The organism is Fibrobacter sp. UWB3 (assembly GCF_002210405.1).
Classification (GTDB): Bacteria; Fibrobacterota; Fibrobacteria; order Fibrobacterales; family Fibrobacteraceae; genus Fibrobacter.
In genome coordinates, this window is the sequence record NZ_MWQJ01000003.1 from 97,316 (window position 1) to 117,972 (window position 20,657).

General features: G+C 47.4%; 19 protein-coding genes. 11 read left to right on the forward strand and 8 right to left on the reverse strand.

Annotated features, from left to right (window positions below):
- Positions 1-20 precede the first annotated feature (20 nt).
- The gene (locus B7991_RS04710) at positions 21-569 is read right to left on the reverse strand and encodes a hypothetical protein (protein WP_254917844.1); all 549 of its coding nucleotides are present in this window, start codon (positions 567-569) and stop codon (positions 21-23) included.
- 87 nt (positions 570-656) lie between these two features.
- On the opposite strand from B7991_RS04710, the gene B7991_RS04715 reads away from it, so the two are divergent.
- The 6 genes from B7991_RS04715 (at position 657) to B7991_RS04740 (ending at position 7,891) form a co-directional block, all read left to right on the forward strand.
- On the forward strand, positions 657-1,529 hold the full coding sequence (locus B7991_RS04715) for a DUF3078 domain-containing protein (RefSeq protein ID WP_235002848.1): 873 nt from the start codon (positions 657-659) through the stop codon (positions 1,527-1,529).
- A gap of 86 nt (positions 1,530-1,615) precedes the next feature.
- Positions 1,616-2,230 (forward strand): imidazole glycerol phosphate synthase subunit HisH, encoded by a 615-nt coding sequence (gene hisH, locus B7991_RS04720; RefSeq protein WP_088629827.1) that lies wholly within the window; start codon positions 1,616-1,618, stop codon positions 2,228-2,230.
- A 187-nt stretch (positions 2,231-2,417) separates the two neighbouring features.
- On the forward strand, positions 2,418-3,248 hold the full coding sequence (locus B7991_RS04725; RefSeq protein ID WP_088629828.1) for a TIGR02147 family protein: 831 nt from the start codon (positions 2,418-2,420) through the stop codon (positions 3,246-3,248).
- Positions 3,238-4,581 carry a hypothetical protein gene (locus tag B7991_RS04730; RefSeq protein WP_088629829.1) on the forward strand — a complete coding sequence of 448 codons (1,344 nt, stop codon included), beginning with the start codon at positions 3,238-3,240 and terminating at the stop codon, positions 4,579-4,581. The genes B7991_RS04725 and B7991_RS04730 overlap by 11 nt, the downstream gene beginning before the upstream one ends.
- A gap of 186 nt (positions 4,582-4,767) precedes the next feature.
- Positions 4,768-5,595: a TIGR02147 family protein gene (locus B7991_RS04735; RefSeq protein WP_088629830.1), complete on the forward strand. Its 828-nt coding sequence runs from the start codon at positions 4,768-4,770 to the stop codon at positions 5,593-5,595.
- Complete coding sequence (locus B7991_RS04740) at positions 5,588-7,891, forward strand: hypothetical protein (protein WP_088629831.1); 2,304 nt, start codon at positions 5,588-5,590, stop codon at positions 7,889-7,891. Before B7991_RS04735 ends, B7991_RS04740 begins: the two co-directional genes overlap by 8 nt.
- Here B7991_RS04740 and B7991_RS15075 read toward each other — a convergent pair.
- Entirely contained in the window at positions 7,862-8,167 is a 306-nt protein-coding gene (locus B7991_RS15075; protein ID WP_254917845.1) for a hypothetical protein, read from the reverse strand. The two genes, B7991_RS04740 and B7991_RS15075, sit on opposite strands and share 30 nt — an antisense overlap.
- A 28-nt stretch (positions 8,168-8,195) precedes the next feature.
- On the opposite strand from B7991_RS15075, the gene B7991_RS04745 reads away from it, so the two are divergent.
- Positions 8,196-9,587 carry a hypothetical protein gene (locus tag B7991_RS04745; RefSeq protein ID WP_254917846.1) on the forward strand — a complete coding sequence of 464 codons (1,392 nt, stop codon included), beginning with the start codon at positions 8,196-8,198 and terminating at the stop codon, positions 9,585-9,587.
- Between the two features lie 136 nt (positions 9,588-9,723).
- On the opposite strand, the gene rph is transcribed toward B7991_RS04745, so the two are convergent.
- The 3 genes from rph to B7991_RS04760 form a co-directional block, all read right to left on the reverse strand.
- Positions 9,724-10,449: a ribonuclease PH gene (rph, locus tag B7991_RS04750; protein ID WP_088629833.1), complete on the reverse strand. Its 726-nt coding sequence runs from the start codon at positions 10,447-10,449 to the stop codon at positions 9,724-9,726.
- A 77-nt stretch (positions 10,450-10,526) separates the two neighbouring features.
- Positions 10,527-11,399 carry a prephenate dehydratase gene (locus B7991_RS04755; RefSeq protein WP_073425143.1) on the reverse strand — a complete coding sequence of 291 codons (873 nt, stop codon included), beginning with the start codon at positions 11,397-11,399 and terminating at the stop codon, positions 10,527-10,529.
- A gap of 17 nt (positions 11,400-11,416) precedes the next feature.
- Complete coding sequence (locus B7991_RS04760) at positions 11,417-12,172, reverse strand: C40 family peptidase (protein ID WP_254917861.1); 756 nt, start codon at positions 12,170-12,172, stop codon at positions 11,417-11,419.
- Between the two features lie 520 nt (positions 12,173-12,692).
- On the opposite strand from B7991_RS04760, the gene B7991_RS04765 reads away from it, so the two are divergent.
- The 3 genes from B7991_RS04765 to B7991_RS04775 are packed head-to-tail and all read left to right on the forward strand — an operon-like array spanning position 12,693 to position 15,972.
- Positions 12,693-13,487, forward strand: a complete 795-nt coding sequence (locus tag B7991_RS04765) for an SDR family NAD(P)-dependent oxidoreductase (RefSeq protein ID WP_085491967.1) — start codon at positions 12,693-12,695, stop codon at positions 13,485-13,487.
- Positions 13,488-13,540: 53 nt separating this feature from the next.
- Positions 13,541-14,554 (forward strand): PLP-dependent cysteine synthase family protein, encoded by a 1,014-nt coding sequence (locus tag B7991_RS04770; protein WP_014545402.1) that lies wholly within the window; start codon positions 13,541-13,543, stop codon positions 14,552-14,554.
- Positions 14,554-15,972: a lanthionine synthetase LanC family protein gene (locus B7991_RS04775; protein ID WP_088629835.1), complete on the forward strand. Its 1,419-nt coding sequence runs from the start codon at positions 14,554-14,556 to the stop codon at positions 15,970-15,972. The genes B7991_RS04770 and B7991_RS04775 overlap by 1 nt, the downstream gene beginning before the upstream one ends.
- A 67-nt stretch (positions 15,973-16,039) precedes the next feature.
- On the opposite strand, the gene bioB is transcribed toward B7991_RS04775, so the two are convergent.
- Positions 16,040-17,011 (reverse strand): biotin synthase BioB, encoded by a 972-nt coding sequence (bioB, locus tag B7991_RS04780; RefSeq protein WP_088629836.1) that lies wholly within the window; start codon positions 17,009-17,011, stop codon positions 16,040-16,042.
- Positions 17,012-17,103: 92 nt separating this feature from the next.
- On the opposite strand from bioB, the gene B7991_RS04785 reads away from it, so the two are divergent.
- Entirely contained in the window at positions 17,104-17,985 is an 882-nt protein-coding gene (locus B7991_RS04785) for a hypothetical protein (protein WP_088629837.1), read from the forward strand.
- A 75-nt stretch (positions 17,986-18,060) separates the two neighbouring features.
- Here the strand turns inward: B7991_RS04785 and argF are convergent, their stop codons facing one another.
- Together argF and dusA are read right to left on the reverse strand one after the other, a co-directional pair.
- Positions 18,061-19,017 (reverse strand): ornithine carbamoyltransferase, encoded by a 957-nt coding sequence (argF, locus tag B7991_RS04790; RefSeq protein WP_088629838.1) that lies wholly within the window; start codon positions 19,015-19,017, stop codon positions 18,061-18,063.
- Between the two features lie 593 nt (positions 19,018-19,610).
- The gene (gene dusA / locus B7991_RS04795; RefSeq protein ID WP_088629839.1) at positions 19,611-20,648 is read right to left on the reverse strand and encodes a tRNA dihydrouridine(20/20a) synthase DusA; all 1,038 of its coding nucleotides are present in this window, start codon (positions 20,646-20,648) and stop codon (positions 19,611-19,613) included.
- Positions 20,649-20,657: the final 9 nt, after the last annotated feature.

Below are 20,657 nucleotides of genomic sequence, written 5' to 3' on the forward strand. Positions count from 1 at the left end.
CGCGGCGTTCTCTGGTCTAACTAAAATTTATACGCATACCCGACTTGCCAGAGCACCGTCGGTTCGTCATGTTTCATAAAGTAATGGACAGGAATCCCAATTTGCGTAAACGCCCCGTAGATGCTTGCGCGCACTTCGACAGAAATATCAAGTGATTCCTTGTAGTTGTACGAACGGACCATCCTCTCGTCGTTGGCCTTGTTTAAAGCCTTGAGGTATCCGTTGGGAGCCTTTGCAAAAGCGTATCCGCCCCCAATGCCGAGGTCTAGCGTAAACGGTAATTCACGGAAAAATTCCCAGGCGAATCCGCCGCGGTATCCGACCCAGAAATCATCGGTGCCGAAGTACATTCCGCCGCCCATGGCCCTGAAAAAGATGTTATTGTAGCCGACCCCCGCATTGACCATAATCGGGGTGGGGCGCCCAGCTGAAATGCCGGCTTCAAAAGTCCATGGCGATTTCTTGGAAACGTCCTTTGCGAGAACGTTTTCGGTGCAGAAAATCAGGAATAAAGCTATGACTAGGCGCTTGAGTAACATGTTTGTAATAATAGTAATCGAAAAATGCATTGAATCTGTTTTTCTCTTAAAAAAATGTTATCTTTAAGTCAAACAAAAAGGTCTATGGGAAAGAAGGACCATAAACAAGGAAGGAATATGAAAAAATCATTATTCGCACTCGGTTGTGCAGCTCTCATTTCTGCATCGACGGCATTCGCTGAGGGGGGCATGTTTGAAGGCTATCTCCCTGAAAATATGACTGCCGACGTGGTCGCTGCCGTTAAGTTCACTCGCATGCAGTTTAACAACTGGAAGTTCGAAGACGGTACATCTTCTTACACATGGCTTTTCAGCTATGATGCCGACCTTAAGAATCACTGGGAAGTCGTTGACTGGCGCAACAAGCTGAACCTCGCCCTTGGTTACACTTGGACGGATGGTCTCGGCAAGCGCAAGTCTGCTGACAAGATCTTCTACGAAACCATGGCCGACTTTAACGCCTCTGAAAAGATTAAGCCGTACCTTGGCGCCCGCTTTGAATCCCAGTTTATTAGGGGTTACGCTTATAGCGAAGATGAAAACGGCGACGAAATCAGAACGACCGTTTCTCACTTTATGGCTCCGGGTTATGTCACGCAGATGGCCGGTGTGGGCTTTTTCCCGACCGAAAACTTCTCTACGCGCCTTGCTTTTGCAAACCGCATGACCATTTCGACGGACTATGCCTTTGCAGACGATCCCGATACGAAGAAGATTGAAAAGTTCAAGGATGAACCGGGTCTCGAAAGCATCACGGAATACAAGTATGCATTCTCTGATCTCGTGACGTTCAAGAGCCGTCTGTGGGCATTTGTGAACTTCAAGGGTGTTGATGAAATCGACGGCAGGTGGGAAAACCTCCTTGCAATTACGCTTTCTCCGCTACTTGAATTCCAGGTCAGCTATGACATCGCTTACGATAAGGACTTGGACAAGGATTCTCAGCACAAGAACGTGATTCTCGTCGGTGTGACCTGGCGCTGGTTCTAATCTAGAATCAAATCAAACTATTTAAGGGAACCGCTTCGGCGGTTCTTTTTTCTATCTTTGTACGTGTAAAAGTTAATGAGGTTTTTATGGCTATTACTGTTGTGGATTACAATGCTGGCAACTTGACATCGGTGATGAATGCGCTTAAGTTCATTGGCGCAGACGCCAAGGTGAGTCGTGATCCCGATGAAATTGCAAAAGCTACGCGCTTGATTTTCCCGGGCGTGGGCGCTGCTGCTTCGGCCATGGAAACTTTGACTAAAACTGGAATCGGCGAAGCCATCAAGGCTGTTGTAAAAGCAGGTAACCCAGTGCTTGGCATCTGCATCGGCTGCCAGATCATTCTTGAAGAAAGCGAAGAAGACGGTGGCGTCAAGACGCTTGGACTCATTCCTGGCCGCGCGGTGCGCTTTAAGGATGAACCTGGCCTCAAGATCCCGCACATGGGCTGGAACCAGGTGAACTTCACGCGCGAACACCCGATCATGAAGGGCATCCGCAGCGGTTGCGATTTTTACTACGTGCATTCCTACTACCCGCAGGTCCCGGCGGAATATTCCTTTGCCGAAACGACTTATGGTTCGCAGACCTTTACAGGGCTTTTGGGCAAGGATAACTTAATTGCAAGCCAGTTCCATCAGGAGAAAAGTGGCGAAGTTGGCCTCGCCATGCTCAAGAACTTCTGCGACTGGAATATTTAGTAGGCTTTAGAAAATAGGCTATGAAGGTGCGGGCTTTTTGCCCGCTTTTTTTGTGTTTATTTACTTTAGTATCATAGGAATTGATTTTTGTAAAAATTTGCTAAAAATTACTTAATTTTGTTCGAAAAACAAAAGCTAGTATCATGAAATGTTGCTTGGAATGATGAAATAATGTATATTTTTGATTATGAAGTCCGTCACGGAATATGAAGACTACCGCATTTATATGCAGGATTACTACAACGAGAAAAAGAGACTCTCGTCGTTTTCGTGGCGTGAATTTGCTCGTGCTTCGGGCTTTACGTCCCCAACTTACTTAAAATTAGTGTGTGAAGGCAAGACCCGCCTTTCGCCTCAAGGGGCCGAAAAGGTCGGCAATGCAATGGAACTGGCCGGGTTTGAACTTGAGTACTTCAAGTCAATGGTAACGTATTGCCATTCCAAAAATGACCAGGAACGCAAAATCGCTTATGAAGCCATGCTGGAATTGGCCGCAAACAACAAGGTCAAAATTATCGATGGCGATGCGTTTAAATATTTTCAGTCTTGGGTACACCCCGTTGTTAGAGAGCTTGCTCCGGTAATGCCGGGGGCTACTCCGGGTGATATCGCAAGGCGCTGCTGCGAAGGCGTTTCTGCCGGTGAAGTTCGCGATTCGCTCGATTTTATGGTGCGAGTGGGGCTGTTGAAAAAGAATGGCGATACCTATGAACAGGCGGACAAGCATCTAAAAGGCCAGTCATCGGCGGTGTCGCTTGCTTTGCGCTATATGCATCGCGAAATGGCCCATTTTGCAGAAGAATCTATCAATCGATTTGCGCCCTCGGAAAGAAACTTTACTGGGCTTACCATGGGGATTTCTGCCGAAGACTATAAGAAGATTTTGCAGGAACTTGATGTTTGCCGAAAGAAAGTGGCCCAAATTGCTTTGAATAGTCGTGGTACAGAAAGAGTTTATAGGTTGAATTTACAGTTGTTTCCGTTGACATGGAAAGAGGATAAGTCCGATGCTCGGTAGAATTCTTAACTTATCTATATTTGCCGTTCTGATTGGTGCAGTCGCATGCTCCAAGGATTCAAATTTTACGGGAATTACAGAAGAGGGCAATTCTGTGGCCTATGACCTGTGGAATGGCGAAAGCGGCATGGCCCGTGTCAATATTAACGGTAATTCCGGTTATTGGTTCAGTGTGAACGACGAAGATGAAGAGAGCACGTCGTTGATTAAGTTCCCGACTATTGAGGGCGATAGCCTTACTTCGGACAACATTGAATCTTTGGTCTCTCATTGTGGCGGCCTTTGCGGTACCGTGGAACTTGGTGATGAAGCGGTCCCGAGTGCGGGCGTGGGCATTGCCCTGACCGAAAAGGATACGACCGTCGATATTTCAAAATGGGACGGCATTTGCGTTTCTTACGAATCGGAACTCTCGATGGAAGGTGTGATTGGCTATAAGGAATCAGCTGGATCCTCGAACGAAATGCCTTCAGTCAATTTTGACAAGACGGAAAAGGGAGCCGTGGCTGCTCGCTGTGCTAAGTGGGCTGATTTCAAACGGACGTTCTCTGATTCTAACACTGGTATTGAAGCGTCGAAAAATGCAAAGTCGATTATTTTCAAGTTTGTTGGTGAAGCTAAACAAAAGGGCTATTTCAATATTAAAGGCGTGAGCTCTTATAAGCACGGCGTTGCCAATCTGGATTCTGTTGAAGCTGTTGAACCTGCGAAGGATGAAGCTTGCCTTTGGAATGGAACCTCCAGCGTGCCGAGCAACTTTGCCTGGGAAGATACGTCGGGAATAAAAGGCGGATTGTGGTATTCCTATAATGACCGTGGAGAGAACGGTAACTCGTTGTTGTACTGGTCTGCAGAAGCTCCAAGTTACAAAAACGTTATCGAATGGTTGACGGATAAAGATTTGTTTGAAGGCGGACTTTCGGCAAGCGTCACTTTGGATAAGGGCAACTCTACACGTGCATATGCAGGCATTGGCTTCAAAATGACCGTTAAGGATGATGTCGGCGATACGACTTTGGTTACTGCAGATATTAGCGACTGGGGTGGTCTTTGCGTGTACTACATGGCCGAAAGGAATATGCGCATCGTACTGGCGGCAGATTCTCTCGAAGCTGAAAATGTTTTGGAGGCTACTACGGTTCCTACTGAAAAATGCTTTACTTGGAACGACTTCTCTGATTCTGGATTGGAAAAGAACGCCACAGACGTCAAGTTCGAAGTGAGCTCGGACGAGAATTTGTACAACCAGATAAAAATCAATATTATCGCTGTTGGCAAATACTTGGTTGATGGCTCCTGTACCGTAAACACCTCGAAATTGTCTTCATTCTAATTATCGCCTGGAATTGATTTTTCTTGAGCCCGCTCGTCCGAGTGGGTCACTTTTTTACGCTTCTGTATCATGAATATAAAATGTATTTTTAGAATTTTTTATAAAAATGCTTTAAATTGATAAAATTTCGATAAATAGTATCATGAAATATTGCCTTTTTGAAAAGGATAGTGTATATTTGTTATTATGAAGCCGATTACGGAGTATCAGGATTATCGCTGCTACATGCAGGACTATTACGATGAGCGGAAACGTGTATCATCGTTTTCGTGGCGTGAATTTGCCCGTTCTGCAGGATTTACATCGCCGACGTACTTGAAACTTGTTTGTGAAAAGAAAACGCGCCTTTCGTCTGTTGGGGCCGAAAAGGTCGGTGCCGCAATGCGTTTGGTAGGTTATGAGCTGGACTATTTTAAGCTCATGGTAGAATGTTGCCATGCCAAAACGGATGATGAACGCAAGGCCATTTTTGAGTCCATGCTGAAGATTGCAAAAGACAATGCCGTGAAGGTTGTCGATGGCGATGCTTACAGGTATTTTGAAACTTGGATCCATCCAGTGGTAAGGGAGCTTGCGCCGGTGATGCCTGGAGCGACTCCGGGTGAAATTGCTAGGCGTTGTTGTTTGGATGCCTCCGCGGGGGAGGTCCGCGAGTCGCTCGATTTTATGGTAAATGCGGGACTCCTAAAGAAAAATGGCGATGCCTACGAACAGGTCGATAGGCATCTCACGGGTTCTCCAGAAATCATGTCGGTGGCGATGCGCTCTTTGCATCATGAAATGATCCATTTTGCGGATGAGGCTCTTGAAAAATTTTCTTCGACGGAACGTAATTATTCTGGGCTTACCATGGGAATTTCGGACGAAGATTACGAGCAAATTGTGCAAGAAATTGATGCTTGCCGTAAGCGCATCGCTCAAATCGCTTTGAAAGGCCGTGGCGTCGGTCGTGTCTACAGATTGAATTTACAGTTGTTCCCGCTGACGTGGGAGGAGGGAAAAAATCATGCTTAAGAATTTTCTTAACATATCGGCATGCGTTTCTGCATGTGCGTTTGCGTTCGGCTTTGTGGCGTGCTCGGACGACAATACAGCGGGAGTCACGGAAGATGGCAATCCGATTGCCTATGGCGAAAGCAGTTCGTCTATTTATGACGAAAGCTGTTCGTCTGTTGTGGGCGGCTCTTCTGCTATCGAAAGCTCTTCTGCCGTCCAGTCCTCTAGCAGTGTAGTGGCTGTTCCTAAGTTTGACGTGTGGAATGGCAAAACGGACAACAAGATCAATACCGGTAATGAAAATACGGGATATTGGTTCAGCTTTAGCGATGATGCGGAAGGGGGCCGGTCAACCATCACTTGGCCAGTGCCGATGGGCAATGAATATACTGAAAATGCATTGGATCCTGTTTTTAAATATTGTGAAGGCGTATGCGGAAGCGTTGAGTTACAAAGCTCGGAATCAAAGCCTTGGGTGGCTCTTGGTTTTACGCTTGCCGAAGAAAATTCGACGGTGGATATCTCTGCGTGGGGCGGTATCTGTGTGACGTATGCCTCTGAATACCCGATGAGTGTCTATCTCAATGTGAATGTTGGTGGTTTAGATACGATTGATTATGTGTATCCGGGTATAGCTTATCCGGGCATTACGCTTCCGAATACTTTAACGAATACTCCAACGCTTATGAATATGCTTGGCCCAAATGAGGCTATTACGCGTTGTGCCAAATGGAGCGACTTTAAGGTGTCTAGCTGGGCGGAATACAATAAGGCAAAATTGAGCAAGATCTATTCAGGCGAAGAGGCTGCTAAAGAAGTCAAGGCAATCAACTTTGTATTTATGAGTAATTCCGATGGCTCGGGAGAATTCAATATCTTTGGTATCAGTACTTACGATGAAAATCTTCCGCAGTGGAATCGCGATGACGGTACGAATGAACCGGATTTAGGCCTGGTTACTACAAACGACGATTCCTTGACCTGCCTGTGGAAGGGCTTGAATAGGTCTGGCATTGTAAATACGGGCTATAATGATCGGGATGAATTTGTCGGAATGTTGTTTGATTTCGATGTTTCTCCCGAGGGGGCGTATACAAGAATAGAATTCCCTACGTATAGGGGGATGGAATATGAACCCTATATGTATAATCCTATTATCTATGTATGTAAAGGCTTTTGTGGAACGATGGAGTTTACTTTGGAAAAAGCCGATTATGCCGCATCTGCTGTAGTGTTCTATATTGCTGAAGATTCATTGACTTCTTGTGAAGGAAACACTTGCTATGGAACGCCTAAATTTGCCGATATCAAGGATTGGGGTGGCATTTGCATCACTTACTATTCCGAAAAGGATGCTTACTTAAATGTTGTTGTAAAAGATGTCCCGTACGAAAATTCTCCGAAAGCCTCTCTCCCTGCATCGGGAGGGCTTATCGAAAAGTGTGTTGCCTGGGATGATTTTCAACCGAGTGTCCCGAATCTGGGAACGGCTGTGAGTACGGTGCTGTTTGTTGTAAAGAGCTATGAAAACGGCGATAGGAACCAGTTTAATATAGCGGGTATTGGAAAATATTCTGCTAATGGGGCTTGCTCCATCCCCAAAACCTCTTACACGCCGATAAGTTCTTCGAGCCGAACCCCGCGCAGTTCTAGCAGTAGCAAGGTGTATAAAGATGAGTGCTCTTTCAAAAATCTTAGTCCGGTTTGGTATGGTCCGGATGGTTATTTGAGTGTGAAAACTGGGTATTCGACGGTGACAAGTGATGGTGGCCATTGGTATGCATTCAAGGATAACGATGAAGTCAATGAGACTTATCCTGTACAAGTGAATAGCGAGTTAGGTCAGGATTCGTTGCAACCTGTTCTAAACCGCTGTCAGGGACTTTGTGTCATACATAAAGGTGCTGGAAATGCTGGCTTCGGATTTAACATTGCTGATAAAGATGAAAATGGCAAGTTGCAGGCGAAAAGTCTCAAATATTGGGGAGGCATGTGCATTGTTTATGCTTCAGAGAATGATTTACATATTGCAATAAATGATGCTGAACAAAATGATTTTGCAAACGTATCTAAATTGCCGGGCGTGACGTTGCCACAGACTGATGGTTATGCCAAGATTGAATGTAAATCTTGGAATGAATTTGTTGACAGCGAAACAAGGGCACCTATCGATCCTTCCAAGATATCGTCGATTTTATTCTATGATTATGCCAAGAATAATGCCAGCAGTTCGTTCAATATCTTGGGAATTGCCCCGTATCAAGAACTGGATGGCACATCCTATTTAAAATGCCAAGAACCAGCCGTTCTTTAAATAGAGTATAAACAAAATAAAGGAGTGTTGTATGTTCAGGAGAATTCTTTGGGGGATAATCCCGACCTTGTTGTTAGGCATTGTCGCCTGCTCCGATGATACTTCTTCGGATTCGTTTACGGCTTCGCCTGTATATGGCGAAAGCTGTTCCTCCGTTATTGGTGAAAGCAGTTCGTCTGTTGCGGAGTCGAGCAGCGTTGTAGGCGAGTCTTCAAGCAGCATAATCGCGAATTCCTCAAGTAGCGCAAAAACGCCGAAGAATACTGCCGCCTGCATGTGGCGGGGCTTTGATAAAAAGACATACGTGAATACGGGTTTTGTTAATGAGGATATCGATAATTACGCCGGACTTTGGTATAATTTTGGCGATGATCCTGATGGCGGAATGTCTACAGTTGTTTTTCCTGATGTCTGCGCGTTTGAAACTCCTGAGTATGAATGCATGGAAAGCTTGCTTGAGTATTATGGGGGATATAGTGGAACGATTGTCTTGAAAAAAGGCATCTTAAATGAAGCGTTAGCGGGTGTTGGATTTAATGTCGCCGGGGTTGAAAATCCTGAAGAATATTATACGGAACATATCCAGCGGTATGGTGATATCAGTGGCTGGGGCGGTGTTTGCGTGACGTATGCAGCCGACAGGAATATGTTCTTGCAGCTTGGCGCGGATTCTGTTACTTTCTATGAAGCCAAGCTAGATAAGTCTGCTGAATTTGTAGAAAAGTGCGTTCCTTGGAGCGAATTTGTTGGCGCGACAGCAGCAGCGACATCGACGGCTGCTGAGGCGGCTAAACATGCACATTCCATTAGAATTGTGATGAAAAGCACCGAGGAAACGAGAGGACATTTCAATATCGCTGCAATCGGTAAATTTGATGTGACTGGAGCGTGCGAAGTAGATGGTTTCGCGGAGGTTGTTACTAAAACCAATGGAGCTGAAATTGGGACGATTATATTGCGTAGCTCAAGCAGCTCAGGCAACGGGAGCAGTTCGTCTTTAGCTCCTTCTGGCGATTGCGTCTCGCCTGAGTCCGTTAGCGAAATGTGGTATGTCCCGAGGGCTGTCGATAATAATGATTATCATGTAGAAACAGGGCTTGACAACGGATCCGAAACTTCTGGATATTGGTTCAGCTTCGGAGATGATATGTCCGGTGTTGGTTTTGTAAATTTGCCGCAACCGCTTGGGATTGAATATACGACGGGCGATGAAATTTATGATTACTGTATGGGCGCTTGTGGTGAATTGCAATTTGCAAAAGAAGGTTATTTGGGTGTGGGTTTCCATGTCGCAGGCATAATTGATCCGCTTGATGGTAATTCACCGGCTGCTAAGGCTAATATCTCAAGTTGGGGAGGCTTGTGTGTAACGTATGCTTCGGAATCGGATTTAGATGTTGTTTTGGTTTATGCACAAAATGATGGTTTTGGAAATCTTTCTAGAATGCCTAAGGTTACATTGCCAAAGTCCATTGAGTTAAGGACGGTATGTGCCGATTGGGATAATTTTATGACGGTGTTTAGTGAAGTCAGTACGACATTTATGACATCGATTCTCTTTGCAGTACAGGGCGAAGCGAATACCAAAAGCCGAATTAATATAAGAGGGCTTGGCAAGTATTCCGAAAAAACGAATTTTTGTTCGACGGGCGAAGACCCGTTCGTCTCTGGGAAAAAGGGCCTCGTTATCAAATAATATGAAGCCCGTCGCAATCGCGGCGGGTGTTCACTGGACATTTGTCTTACTTTGTCACCCCGGACTTGTTCCGGGGCGGAATCCCTTCTTCGTCATCTTGAGCGAAGCGAAAGATCCAGTTAAGTCTTGTCGATAACTACGGCAATTCGCCGCCAATCAATTCCATCTGCTTCTTGTAGATTTCCTTGCAGGCGTTCTCGCCGAGGTCGAGGAGTTTGTTGAGCATGTTGCGGTCAAAACTCGCGTGTTCGCCCGTGCCTTGCACTTCGATGAAGTTCTTGGCGTCCTGCATCACGACGTTCATATCGACGTCGGCGGCGGAATCTTCGACATAGCAGAGGTCGCAAAGCGGATTACCGCTCACGACGCCCACAGAAATGGCGGTGATGCCATGCTTCAAGATTTGCTGCGTGATGCCGAGGCGTTCCTTGATTTTCTTCACTGCAATCGCGAGTGCGACAAAGCCACCGATGATGCTAGCCGTTCGCGTGCCGCCATCGGCTTCAATCACATCGCAGTCCACGACGATGGCGTTCTCGCCGAGTGCGGCGAGATCGGCTGCGCCGCGCAGCGAACGGCCCACCAAGCGCTGGATTTCCTGCGTGCGACCGCTCGCGCCCTTGCGCTCGCGTTCTACGCGCTTGCCCGTGCTCTGCGGAAGCAAGCTGTATTCAGCCGTGATCCAGCCTGTGCCGCGACCGGCAAGCCAGTCCGGAACTTTCGGGAGGAGCGTTGCGTTGCAGATGACGCGTGTGTGTCCCATTTCAATGAGTACGGAACCATCGGCGCTAGAGATAAAGCCCGTGGTCATCTTGAGATTGCGAAATTCTTCAGGTTTTCTATCAGTACGTGTGTAGGACATATATTCTCCTTGCTTTGTCACCCCGGCCTGTCATCCCGGATTTATTCCGGGATGACAGGCCGGGGTGACAATAGTGCTTAATAACTCAACTTTTCCGTTGTTCCTTCGCGGAAGCTTCCGAGGCGGTAGATGAAGTCGGTGTACTGCTGCAATTCTTTGAGCGCTTCAACGACATTCGGGTCCTTCGGATTGCCTTCGAACGAAAGGTGGAAAATGTATTCCCACGGGCGGTCCGGATGCGGACGGCTCTCGATGCGCGTGAGGTTCAGCTTGCGCTTGGCAAAGCAACCGAGCGCTTCGTACAAAGCGCCAGACTTGCTGGAATCGCTCAACATCAAAAGGAGCGTCGTCTTGATAGGCGGCTTGCCAGTTTCGTTTGCCTTGAAGTCCGGCAGCTCAATTGCGGTCTTTTGGATGGCATAAAAACGCGTGAAGTTCACGCCCGGCAGATTCTCGAGTCCTTGCTTTAGAATGTCAAGACCGTAGAACTTGGCTGCATAAGCGCTTGCAATTGCACCGATGTGCTTGTCGCCGCGCTTCGCGATTTCTTCGGCGCTGCCTGCGGTGTCGTAGAATGCGGTGCTCTTGATGTTCGGGTGCTGTCCGAAAAAGCGGCTGCATTGCGCGAGCCCCTGCGGGTGGCTCAACACTTCGGTAAGGTCTTCGAGCTTTGTGCCCGGCAATGCGCAGAGCGTATGTTCAATCTGCAACTTGACTTCGGCGACAATCGGATGGCGCCACTTGTAAAGCAAGTCGTAGTTGTCGTAAATGGAACCTGCGGTCGAGTTTTCTATAGGGATGGCGCCACCGTCAACGACACCTGTTTCAATGCCCTGGAATATTTGTTCGAACGTGTCCATCGGCACGACTTCGATATCGTTTCCGAACAGGTGGTAGGCGGCACTTTCGCTATAGGCCCCGCGACGGCCCTGGAATGCTATCTTTTTCATGTGGAAAAAGATAGTAATTACTTAAATCGTCTTGCGCCCTTGTATTTGGATGACCAATAGTTATCGTCCATGGAGGTAATCACCACGCCCTTACTCGTACTGGCGTGAATGAATCGGTTGCCCTTCAAGTAAATACCGACGTGGCTGATTTTCCAGAAGTTCCCGAAAAACACGAGATCGCCTTCTTGCAATTTTGAGCGCCTGATAGAATAGCCGCGTCCATCGTCATAAATATGTTGTGCGCTATGATCGAGTGATATCCCGTAAAAGCCTTTATAGACTTGCATCACGTAGCCGGAGCAGTCTGTCTTCTTTTTGCTCGCAGCGCCATAAACGTACTTGGCGCCAAGCCATTCCTTGGCGTATTTCTCAAGATTTGTGGGCTTTGAGGCGGATTTTGTTTGTTTTTTTGTTTTTGAAGCTACTTCAGCTTTTTTGGCGGGTTGCTTTTTGACAGAATCCTTTTTCGTGGTATCAACTTTTGCTGTTGTGTCTTTTCGAACTACTGTCGTGTCAGGCTTGCTTTTTAAATTTGATGTATGAGATGCGGAGTCCGACGAGTTTGTTTTTTCTTTAACGGCGGGAGCAATCGAGTCTGTACTTGTTGTTGATGCGACTGCAAGTTTTTCTTCTTGCACCAGTTCTTCTTGTGGGTCTACTGCAGTGGTATCGATGGGCTCTGGAGCCGTAGTGGCTACTCTGTATCGCTTGTAGGTACCGCTCTTTCTGTCGTATCCTGGGCGTACGGGAAAAGCGCAGTTGGCAAGTAACACCAAACTGCATACCACTAGAATTCCCGTAAAAATGCGACTTTTGAAAGCCATCGATGGAAATTTAATTAATTACACCTTTCAAGAACAGATTTTAAAGGTGTTTTGACGGAATGTGTAATAAATATCATAGTCTAGGATAACATTTGTGCGCGCGTTCCCTTCAATAATCTGGTATTTATTGTTATAGCTATATCTTATAGCTACCTATGATAAAATAGTATATCTCTATGCCTTGACATTGCAGAAGGTATATTCTAATTTTATAACACACAAGAACGATAGGGAATTGAAAAGTCTTTCACTTCACCTTGGCTTTCGAAGGAGCATATATGTGTAGCGACTGTCGAATGCCGGAAGGCATTCTGAAAATAAACTAACCAGAAGCCAATTATCCTTTGGGCTTCAACGGTTATAGAAAAGAAGTCAAAGGAATCACAACAAATCAGGATAACATGTGTCAAGGTTTCGAATGAAACCGCTTTTACCGGTGTATCCGTAAAAATCAAAAAGGAATTTCAGAATGAGTGAAAAGAAAGTTATCGTTATTACAGGTGCCGCACAGGGAATTGGCCTTGCCGCTGTCAAGAAGTATGTCAAGGAAGGTTGGGCTGTTGCCGCAACGGATATCAAAAAAGAACAGCTCGATGGCGAAGTTGCGAAGCTCACCGCTCAAGGTGCCGATGTGACCGCTTACGAGCTGGATGTCGCTAATTACAAACAAGGTCAAGAAGTCGTTGCTCAAGTCGTTAAGAAGTACGGACGAATTGATGCCTTGTTCAATGACGCAGGCATTGTTGGCCATCGCAAAAACGTGCTTAGCTTTGACCCGGAAGAAATCAAACAGGCCGAAAATGTGAACCTCTGGGGGAGCCTTTATTTGATTCAGCATGTAGGTCGTGTCTTTATTGAAAAGGGCATCAAGGGCGCTATTGTGAACGTTTCTTCGTTTGTCGCCTCCTTTGCAGAATGGACTCCGTTTGCTTATGGCATTTCAAAGACCGCGGTCGATGGGCTTACACGTGCTGCAGCGTTCCATCTAGGGCGCTATGGCATTCGCGTGAACTCTGTAGCTCCGGGCTTTACCAAGACCGAGATGGCTATCAAACATGACTATTCGGATCCGAAACTCCGTAAGGCCGCTGAAGACCGTAGCATTTTAAACCGTTGGATTGAACCTGAAGAAATTGCAAATGCGGTATTTTTCCTCACGAGCGATCAGGCTTCTGCAATTACAGGCATCAAGCTCCCTGTAGATGCTGGTTATACCGCCACCAAGGAAGACAACAAGGTCAATATTTACGGTGATGCTGAATAAAATAATCTAATCCATTAACAAATTAAAATTTTAACAAAAAAGGATTCTCAAATATGTCTAAAATTCATAAGTCTATTGCTGAACTCGTTGGTAACACTCCCCTTGTTGAACTGACTAATTACGAATCTAAGTACGGCCTCAAAGCGCACATTATCGGTAAACTCGAATTCTTGAATCCGACTGGCTCTGTGAAAGACCGCCTTGCTCTAGCCCTTATCCGTGATGGCGAAAAGAAGGGCGCTATCAAGAAAGGTGATACGTTGATTGACGTGACGAGTGGAAATACAGGTATTGCGCTTGCGGGTATTGGTCACGCTCTTGGTTACGAATATGTCCCTTATCTTGAACCCGGTACGACGATTGAACGTGTTCAGATTTTTGAAGGCTACGGTCTCGATTTGCAATCTTTCTATGACATTAAGGAAGTGGCCGACTTTGAAAAGAAGGGCCTTGTGCTCGATGATCTGATTGCGGGTATGGAACGCCTCGCCAAGGAAAAGGGCCAGTATTACACGGGCCAGACTCTGAACAACGCCAACCAGGAATATCATTACCAGACAACAGGTCCTGAAATCTGGAATGATACGGATGGCCATGTGGATTACTTTGTTGCCATGGGCGGCACTGCAGGTACTATCGTAGGTACGGGCCGCTACCTTCGCGAAAAGAATCCCAACGTGAAAATCATTGGCGTGCAGGCCGCTCCGACTTCTCGACCGGACAATCCTGATTTTACGGGCCACATCGTCGATGGTACGCTCCCGCTTGGCCGTGTCGATGAATCCTTGGTGCCGACGATTATCAAGGATAACCGCAATAACGGTTTTGAATTTGATGAAATCATTGACATCAAGGCCGAAGAAGCTTACGAAACGGCTCAGGAAACCGCAAAGACTGATGGTCTCTTCCTTGGAACTTCGGCGGCTGCAGCTCTTACGGCAGCAATCCAGATTGCAAAACGCCCCGAAGCGGCTGGCAAGAACATTGTGGTGATTTACGCCGATAATGGTTACAAGTATCTCTCCACGGATTTGTACAAGAGAAAAAAGAAAAGTGAGGCTGTGTAATGAAATTAAACTTTGTTCAAAATCTAGATTTTAGCGCCTCCAAAAATGGAAACTATCTCGAAGCGGTCTTGCAGATTGTCAAGTATCTCAAGACAAACGAGGTCGTCACGCCGCATGGCAAGTACTGGAAAGCAAGCCCGGAACCGGGAAACGAGTACAAGGGCGATTTGATGATTACGCCCAAGGGCCTTTATGCCGGCTCGGCTGGCATTGGCCAATTCTTCTTGCAACTTTACGATGTCACTCAGGACGAAGTGTATTTGCAAGAGGCAAAGGATGCCGCAGAATACATCCTCAACACGTACGAAGGCAAACAGTTCTTTGATAATGTGTTGAACGGAAACGACGGCGGTGTCTGGCCGGTCAAGGGCTGGGGAACGAGTGTCTATGCGTCACCGGCGGGGCAGGCTATTTTCGTGGAACAGCTTTACGAACATACGGGCGATCCACGTTATCGTGAATTCCTGATCCGCACGGCTGACGATTCCATCGCTGCAGGCGTTGATGACGGTAACACGCTCCACTGGAGTACCGAAGCCGACCTGATGGCCGATGGATCTTACGCGTTTTTCTTCCTTTACGTCTATCGTAAGACTAAAGACAAGAAGTATCTAGAAGCGGCCAAAAAAGTTGTCGCTTTTACAGACACGAGAATTGTCCATGCCAAGGAAGGCGGCATTTACTACAAGAACGTGGACTTGACGCTTGTTGGCTGGAAATCCAAGGAATCTGTGTTCCCTAACTTTAGCCATGGTGCTGCTGGATCCGCTTTCTTGAATGTTCTCTTGTACGAAGAAACCAAGGAAAAAGCTTATCTCGACAAGGCGAATGAAGTTGTCAAGTTTCTCTCGGCAATCGTTGAAGGCGATGAAAATGGAGCTTTGATTCCGTATCTCTACAATCCGGAAAAGGGGCGTTTCCATGACTTCTATTACCTTTCGACTTGCCATGGTCCCGTGGGTACAACACTTTTGTTCCGCAAACTTTTCGATGTGACTCAGAACAAAGAAAACTTGGAATGGGTGGACTTGCTCACTAAGGGAATCCTCAAGACCGGCGCTCCACTCAAGCATACTCCGGGTTATTGGAATAGTTATTGCCTTTGCTGCGGAGCCCCTGGCGTTCTCGCTCATTTCGTGAAGACGGCAGAAGTACTGAATGATGAATCCTACATCGAACAGGCGAAGCTCACTGCAGACAAGCTTCTCGGTGATTCTTGGAACGATGACAAGGGACGTCGCTGGTTTGCGGCTTGGACTCGCAAATTGCCGGGTTTCGTAGAAACCTACACGGGGCTTTACGATGGCGCGGCTGGTGTCGGTACAGCATTGCTTTATCTCTACGCTCACGAAAAGGGCTTAAAGATAAAAACGGAAACGGTAGAATATCTCTTCTTGAATCCGGTAAAAGCTGTTTAGAATTTAAAACATAGAATCCGGAAGCGTTTTTGCAGAAAAGGGAATCTGCGAAAACGCTTTTTTATTTTTAGCCGATAAATCCGTGCGGCTTGAATCCGAGACCTTTCACAAGTTCGAAGTCCTTGCAACTGTTTACGCCGGCGGTGGTGAGCATGTCGTCCGTGATGGCCGCATTTGCGCCGCTCTTGAAAGCTCGCTTGCCGTCGTCGCCGAGTACGCCGCGACCGCCCGCAAGACGGATGAACGCCTTCGGGTTGATGAATCGGTAAATCGCCACAATGCGGCAGAATTCGTCGTTCGTGAGCTTCGGGAGCTTTTCGTACGGCGTTCCGGGAATCGCGTTCAGCACGTTCACCGGAGTGGACTTCACGCCGAGCTTGCGCAAATCCAGGCACATGTCGATGCGGTCTTCCATCGTTTCGCCAAGGCCCATGATGCCGCCACTGCAAATTTCGAGGCCAGCCGCAAGAGCGTTCTGGAGAGCGCCAATCTTATCGTCGTAAGTGTGTGTCGTGCAGACATCCGGGAAGTGACGGCGGTACGTTTCCAGGTTGTTGTGGAAGCGGGTGAGGCCTGCTTCCTTGAGCTTGTCGAACTGTTCCCTGTTCAGGAGGCCTGCCGAAAGGCAAATCGAAAGCTTCGTCTCTTTTTTCAGGCGGCGGAGCGCTTCGCTAATCTGCTCCACGTCGCGGTTCGAAAGCGTACGGCCCGAAGTCACGATGGAGTAACGCGGGATACCTGCCGCTTCTTTCTTCTTGGCGTCGGCGACAATTTCGTCGGCGCTGAGCAACTTGTATTCGGGGGCGCCGGTGTGGTAGTAGCTGCTCTGGGCGCAGTACTTGCAGTTTTCGGAGCAGCGACCGCTGCGGGCGTTCACGATGGAACAAAAATCAAAGTCGTCGCCGTGGAATTTTTCGCGGATTTCGTCAGCGGCTTTCGTGAGTTCGTCGAGGTCTTCGCTTAAAAGCTGAATTGCCTCATCACGCGTGATTTCGTAACCGCCTAAAACTTTTTCTTTAAGGTCTTGAACAAAGGACATTTGATGTCTCCTCATTTCAAAATTTTAGCCAAATATAGAAAAAAGATATGTTATATTTTCGTTATTGTTTTATAAACAAAAAAGGGGGCGGTATGCTCAAAAAAATTCTTTTATTGTCGACAGTGACTGCACTTATGTTTTGGGGGTGCGGCTCTGAAAATACGACATCGCCAGTGCTTGAAAATCAGCCTAAATCAAATCAATCTGATCCAGATTCGTTGAAAAATAACGCTAACGACAAAAAAGATAGCACGAAAAACTCGACGGGTAATAATGTGGCGTGTACGTATGAAGTCCTTTCTGATACGTCCATCGTCAGTGTTCTCAAGCAAGTTGGCGTGACAACGAAAGTGACTGTCACAATCAAGGGCGCCGTGCAAGAAATAGAATATTATAGCACCTATGCGGATACGGTTTCTTCGGCCTACATTCAATCCGTGTGTGAAGAGAATAAGGAAACTGCAGCGGCCGAACATAGAAATGCGACGGTGACGTGTGATGAACGTACAATGACGATTAAGGAAACTGTTCCTTCGGTCTCGATTGAATTCCTTGAACAAAACGCAAAGAGTGAATGCGAAAAATTTAATGGTAAATTTGCAAATTCTGACGCAACGCCGGACCGGGCGAATTGCACGTTGCGTTCTACTGAAACGGCTTTGAAAATGGAAATTTCGGTTCCGGATTCAATGAATCTCGTGTATGATGCGCAGTACAAAGACGGCGTTTTTACGACGACTTCTGAAGTCACTTTTGCGCAGAATGTTTCGAAAAGTGATGTGCAGGATTTTTGTGATCAAGCCAAGGTTAATTCGATAGAATATTCTACCAATGGTGAAACGCGTCAGACGACTTGTAAAGACCGCCATATAGTGACTGTTGAAACTAAAAAATCTTCTGTAAATCCTCTTGAAGAGTTAACTCCGCAATTTGAATCGTTCTGTAACAAAGTTGTCGAAACGGGAACGTATTAGAATTAATTGAAATTTTTTTCACATAAATAAAAAGCCCGGCGGTAATGCCGGGCGAATTTCATCAAGACTTGACGCTTACTTGTTGAACGGCGTCATCACTTGCCATAGGACTGCTTTGTGAGCGTGCAGGCGATTTTCTGCTTCTTCGAAGCTCATGTTCACGTCGAGATTGTCCATCACGGAGTCCGTGATTTCTTCGCCACGGTGAGCCGGCAAGCAGTGGCTGACCTTGCAATGAGAAGGAGCGAGCTTCAAGAGTTCGTCGTTGATCTGGAACGGCAAGAAGTGGCTCTGCTTTGTAGCCTTTTCGCCTTCCTGACCCATAGAAACCCAAACGTCGCTATAGAGAATGTCGGCGTCCTTGACGGCTTCCTTCGGATCGTGGAATACGCGGTACTGACAGCCGTGCTTCTTCAAGCCGGCCTCCGCTTCTTCGACAACCTTAGCGGGCTGTTCAAAGCCCTTCGGGCAGGCGAGCGTGAAGTTCATACCGACTTTAGAGCAAAGGGCAAGGAAAGAGTTCGCGACGTTGTTGCCGTCACCGATGAAAGCGACCGTTTTCGGCTTGTTGCCGTTCTTGAATCCGCCGAGATTTTCCTTGATCATCTGTGCAAATGCGATAGCCTGGCACGGGTGGTAATCGTCGGTCAATGCATTCACGACCGGGATGGAACCGTATTCAGCGAGTTCTTCGACGAGCTGCTGCTTGAAGCAACGGACCACAATGGCGTTGACCCAGCGGCTGAGGCAGCGGGCGACATCCTTGACGCTTTCGCGCTTGCCAAGACCGATAGAATCTGGGGAGAGGAGCACGGCGTGGCCGCCGAGCTGGTTCATGCCCACCTGGAAAGTCGTAATAGTTCGCAGCGACGGTTTTTCGAAGAACATGGCGATGTTCTGGCCGTGGAGTCGGTCAGAGACCTTACCAGCGTGAACTTCAGCCTTGAGACGCGAGGCAATCTCGATGGTTTCGAGAACTTTTTCTTCACTCCAGTCCATGAGGCGGAGGAAGTGTTTGTTGCGATCTATCATTTGGTTTCCTTTGGGGGTTATCCCTATTTATCGTTTGATTTGTGAATCAACAGATGTCTTTTTGTCGCTAAAATTGGTCACTTTTCTAAATGAAAAACGAAAAAACGGAGCTTTTACACTCCGTCTTTTACAGGAAATCACAAGAAAATGCTAACGGATATTAGCGAAGTTTCTTTTTGTGACGGTCACGACGACGGCGCTTCTTACGCTTGTGAGTCGCAATCTTCCTGCGCTTTCTTTTCTTTCCGCAAGGCATGTTGTATCTCCGTTAAAGGTTAAACTTAAAAATACGCCACCAAATAGAGAAAAATTTTATCCGCTTGTCAAGGGGTGAGTCTTAAGTTTTAACACTAAACTTAAGGCTTTAAAAAGCATTGAAAATGTAATAATGTACGTCATGCGGGCGGGGCCCCAGCTCGGAAAAACTTAAACCCATCCTGGCGCAAGCGCCAACCTTACGGCTCGACCATGACCATACAAGTATGGTCGCGGCACTCGCCTTTTAAGGTTGTGGCCGACGCTTTATTCTCTCAACGATTTTTATAAGACTAAAGTTAAGTCATTAGTCTCGCTATTAACGATATTTATTTTCTCTAGTCTCTAGTCTCACCGACGAGTTCCATTGCTTTTCGGATGAGGGCGGCGGCGCCTCCGTAAAGGTGGGCGCGGGGGCTCTCGTTGCTGAGCGTGGCGCGGAATTTGCGGGCGCCCGGGAGTCCTGCAAAAAGCCCGTAGAGGTGCTTCACGAGAATCGTCGCGGGGCAACCTTCGGCAGTCTGCTTTTCGACGTAGGGGAGGTAGGCTTCGAGGAGCGCTTTTCGCGTGGCGGGGCGTGCATTCCCGGCGATGATTTCTGCCGGGTCGTTGCTTTCAGGGCGGACATCCCCGAAAATTCTTGCATCGGCATCGTGCAAAAACCACGGATTCTCGTATGCTTCGCGACCGACCATCACGCCGTCCAAATCTTTCAGCTGTTCTTCGATCTGGTCGAGTGTCTTGATGCCACCGTTAATGCTCAAGTTCAGCTCCGGCATCTCCGCCTTGAGGCGGTGGACGAACTCGTAATGGAGCGGCGGCACTTCGCGGTTCTCCTTAGGCGAGAGTCCCTTGAGCCACGCCTTGCGCGCATGCACGATGAAAATTTTGCAGCCTGCATCACGCACGGTCTGGATAAAGTCTGTGAAAAATTCCCAGCTGTCCAGATCATCGACTCCAATGCGGCACTTGATAGAAACCGGAATCGAAACGGCGTCCTGCATTGCCTTGAAGCAATCGGCAACGACGTTCTTCTCTTTCATGAGGCATGCGCCGAAGTTTCCGTTCTGCACACGGTCCGATGGGCAGCCGCAATTCAAGTTGACTTCGCTAAAGCCTGCGGCTTCCACAAGTTTCGATGCGGCGGCAAGATCTGCTGGATTGCTGCCGCCGAGCTGTAGCACAGCCGGGTGCTCGAACGGTTCGTGCCCGAGGAACAAGTCCTTGTTCTCGCAATGCAGAAGCCCCGTAGATACGACCATCTCGCTGTACAGCAAAATATGCTTAGAGAGCAAACGCAAAAAATAACGTTCGTGGCGGTCCGTGCAGTCAAGCATCGGAGCGATGGATAGTCTACGGTTGAAGTCGATGTTCATGAACGCAAA

Bases quoted from the DNA above. Each gene is read 5' to 3' on its own strand.
- B7991_RS04775 (WP_088629835.1), top strand. From the start codon at position 14,554: ATGAAATTAAACTTTGTTCAAAATCTAGATTTTAGCGCCTCCAAAAAT.
- B7991_RS04710 (WP_254917844.1), bottom strand. From the start codon at position 569: ATGCATTTTTCGATTACTATTATTACAAACATGTTACTCAAGCGCCTA.
- B7991_RS04735 (WP_088629830.1), top strand. From the start codon at position 4,768: ATGAAGCCGATTACGGAGTATCAGGATTATCGCTGCTACATGCAGGAC.
- B7991_RS04740 (WP_088629831.1), top strand. From the start codon at position 5,588: ATGCTTAAGAATTTTCTTAACATATCGGCATGCGTTTCTGCATGTGCG.
- B7991_RS04730 (WP_088629829.1), top strand. From the start codon at position 3,238: ATGCTCGGTAGAATTCTTAACTTATCTATATTTGCCGTTCTGATTGGT.
- argF (WP_088629838.1), bottom strand. From the start codon at position 19,017: ATGATAGATCGCAACAAACACTTCCTCCGCCTCATGGACTGGAGTGAA.
- B7991_RS04725 (WP_088629828.1), top strand. From the start codon at position 2,418: ATGAAGTCCGTCACGGAATATGAAGACTACCGCATTTATATGCAGGAT.
- B7991_RS04765 (WP_085491967.1), top strand. From the start codon at position 12,693: ATGAGTGAAAAGAAAGTTATCGTTATTACAGGTGCCGCACAGGGAATT.
- B7991_RS04770 (WP_014545402.1), top strand. From the start codon at position 13,541: ATGTCTAAAATTCATAAGTCTATTGCTGAACTCGTTGGTAACACTCCC.
- B7991_RS04715 (WP_235002848.1), top strand. From the start codon at position 657: ATGAAAAAATCATTATTCGCACTCGGTTGTGCAGCTCTCATTTCTGCA.
- bioB (WP_088629836.1), bottom strand. From the start codon at position 17,011: ATGTCCTTTGTTCAAGACCTTAAAGAAAAAGTTTTAGGCGGTTACGAA.
- rph (WP_088629833.1), bottom strand. From the start codon at position 10,449: ATGTCCTACACACGTACTGATAGAAAACCTGAAGAATTTCGCAATCTC.
- B7991_RS15075 (WP_254917845.1), bottom strand. From the start codon at position 8,167: ATGCAGGCGGCAGTATTCTTCGGCGTTTTTGCGCTACTTGAGGAATTC.
- dusA (WP_088629839.1), bottom strand. From the start codon at position 20,648: ATGAACATCGACTTCAACCGTAGACTATCCATCGCTCCGATGCTTGAC.
- B7991_RS04785 (WP_088629837.1), top strand. From the start codon at position 17,104: ATGCTCAAAAAAATTCTTTTATTGTCGACAGTGACTGCACTTATGTTT.
- hisH (WP_088629827.1), top strand. From the start codon at position 1,616: ATGGCTATTACTGTTGTGGATTACAATGCTGGCAACTTGACATCGGTG.
- B7991_RS04755 (WP_073425143.1), bottom strand. From the start codon at position 11,399: ATGAAAAAGATAGCATTCCAGGGCCGTCGCGGGGCCTATAGCGAAAGT.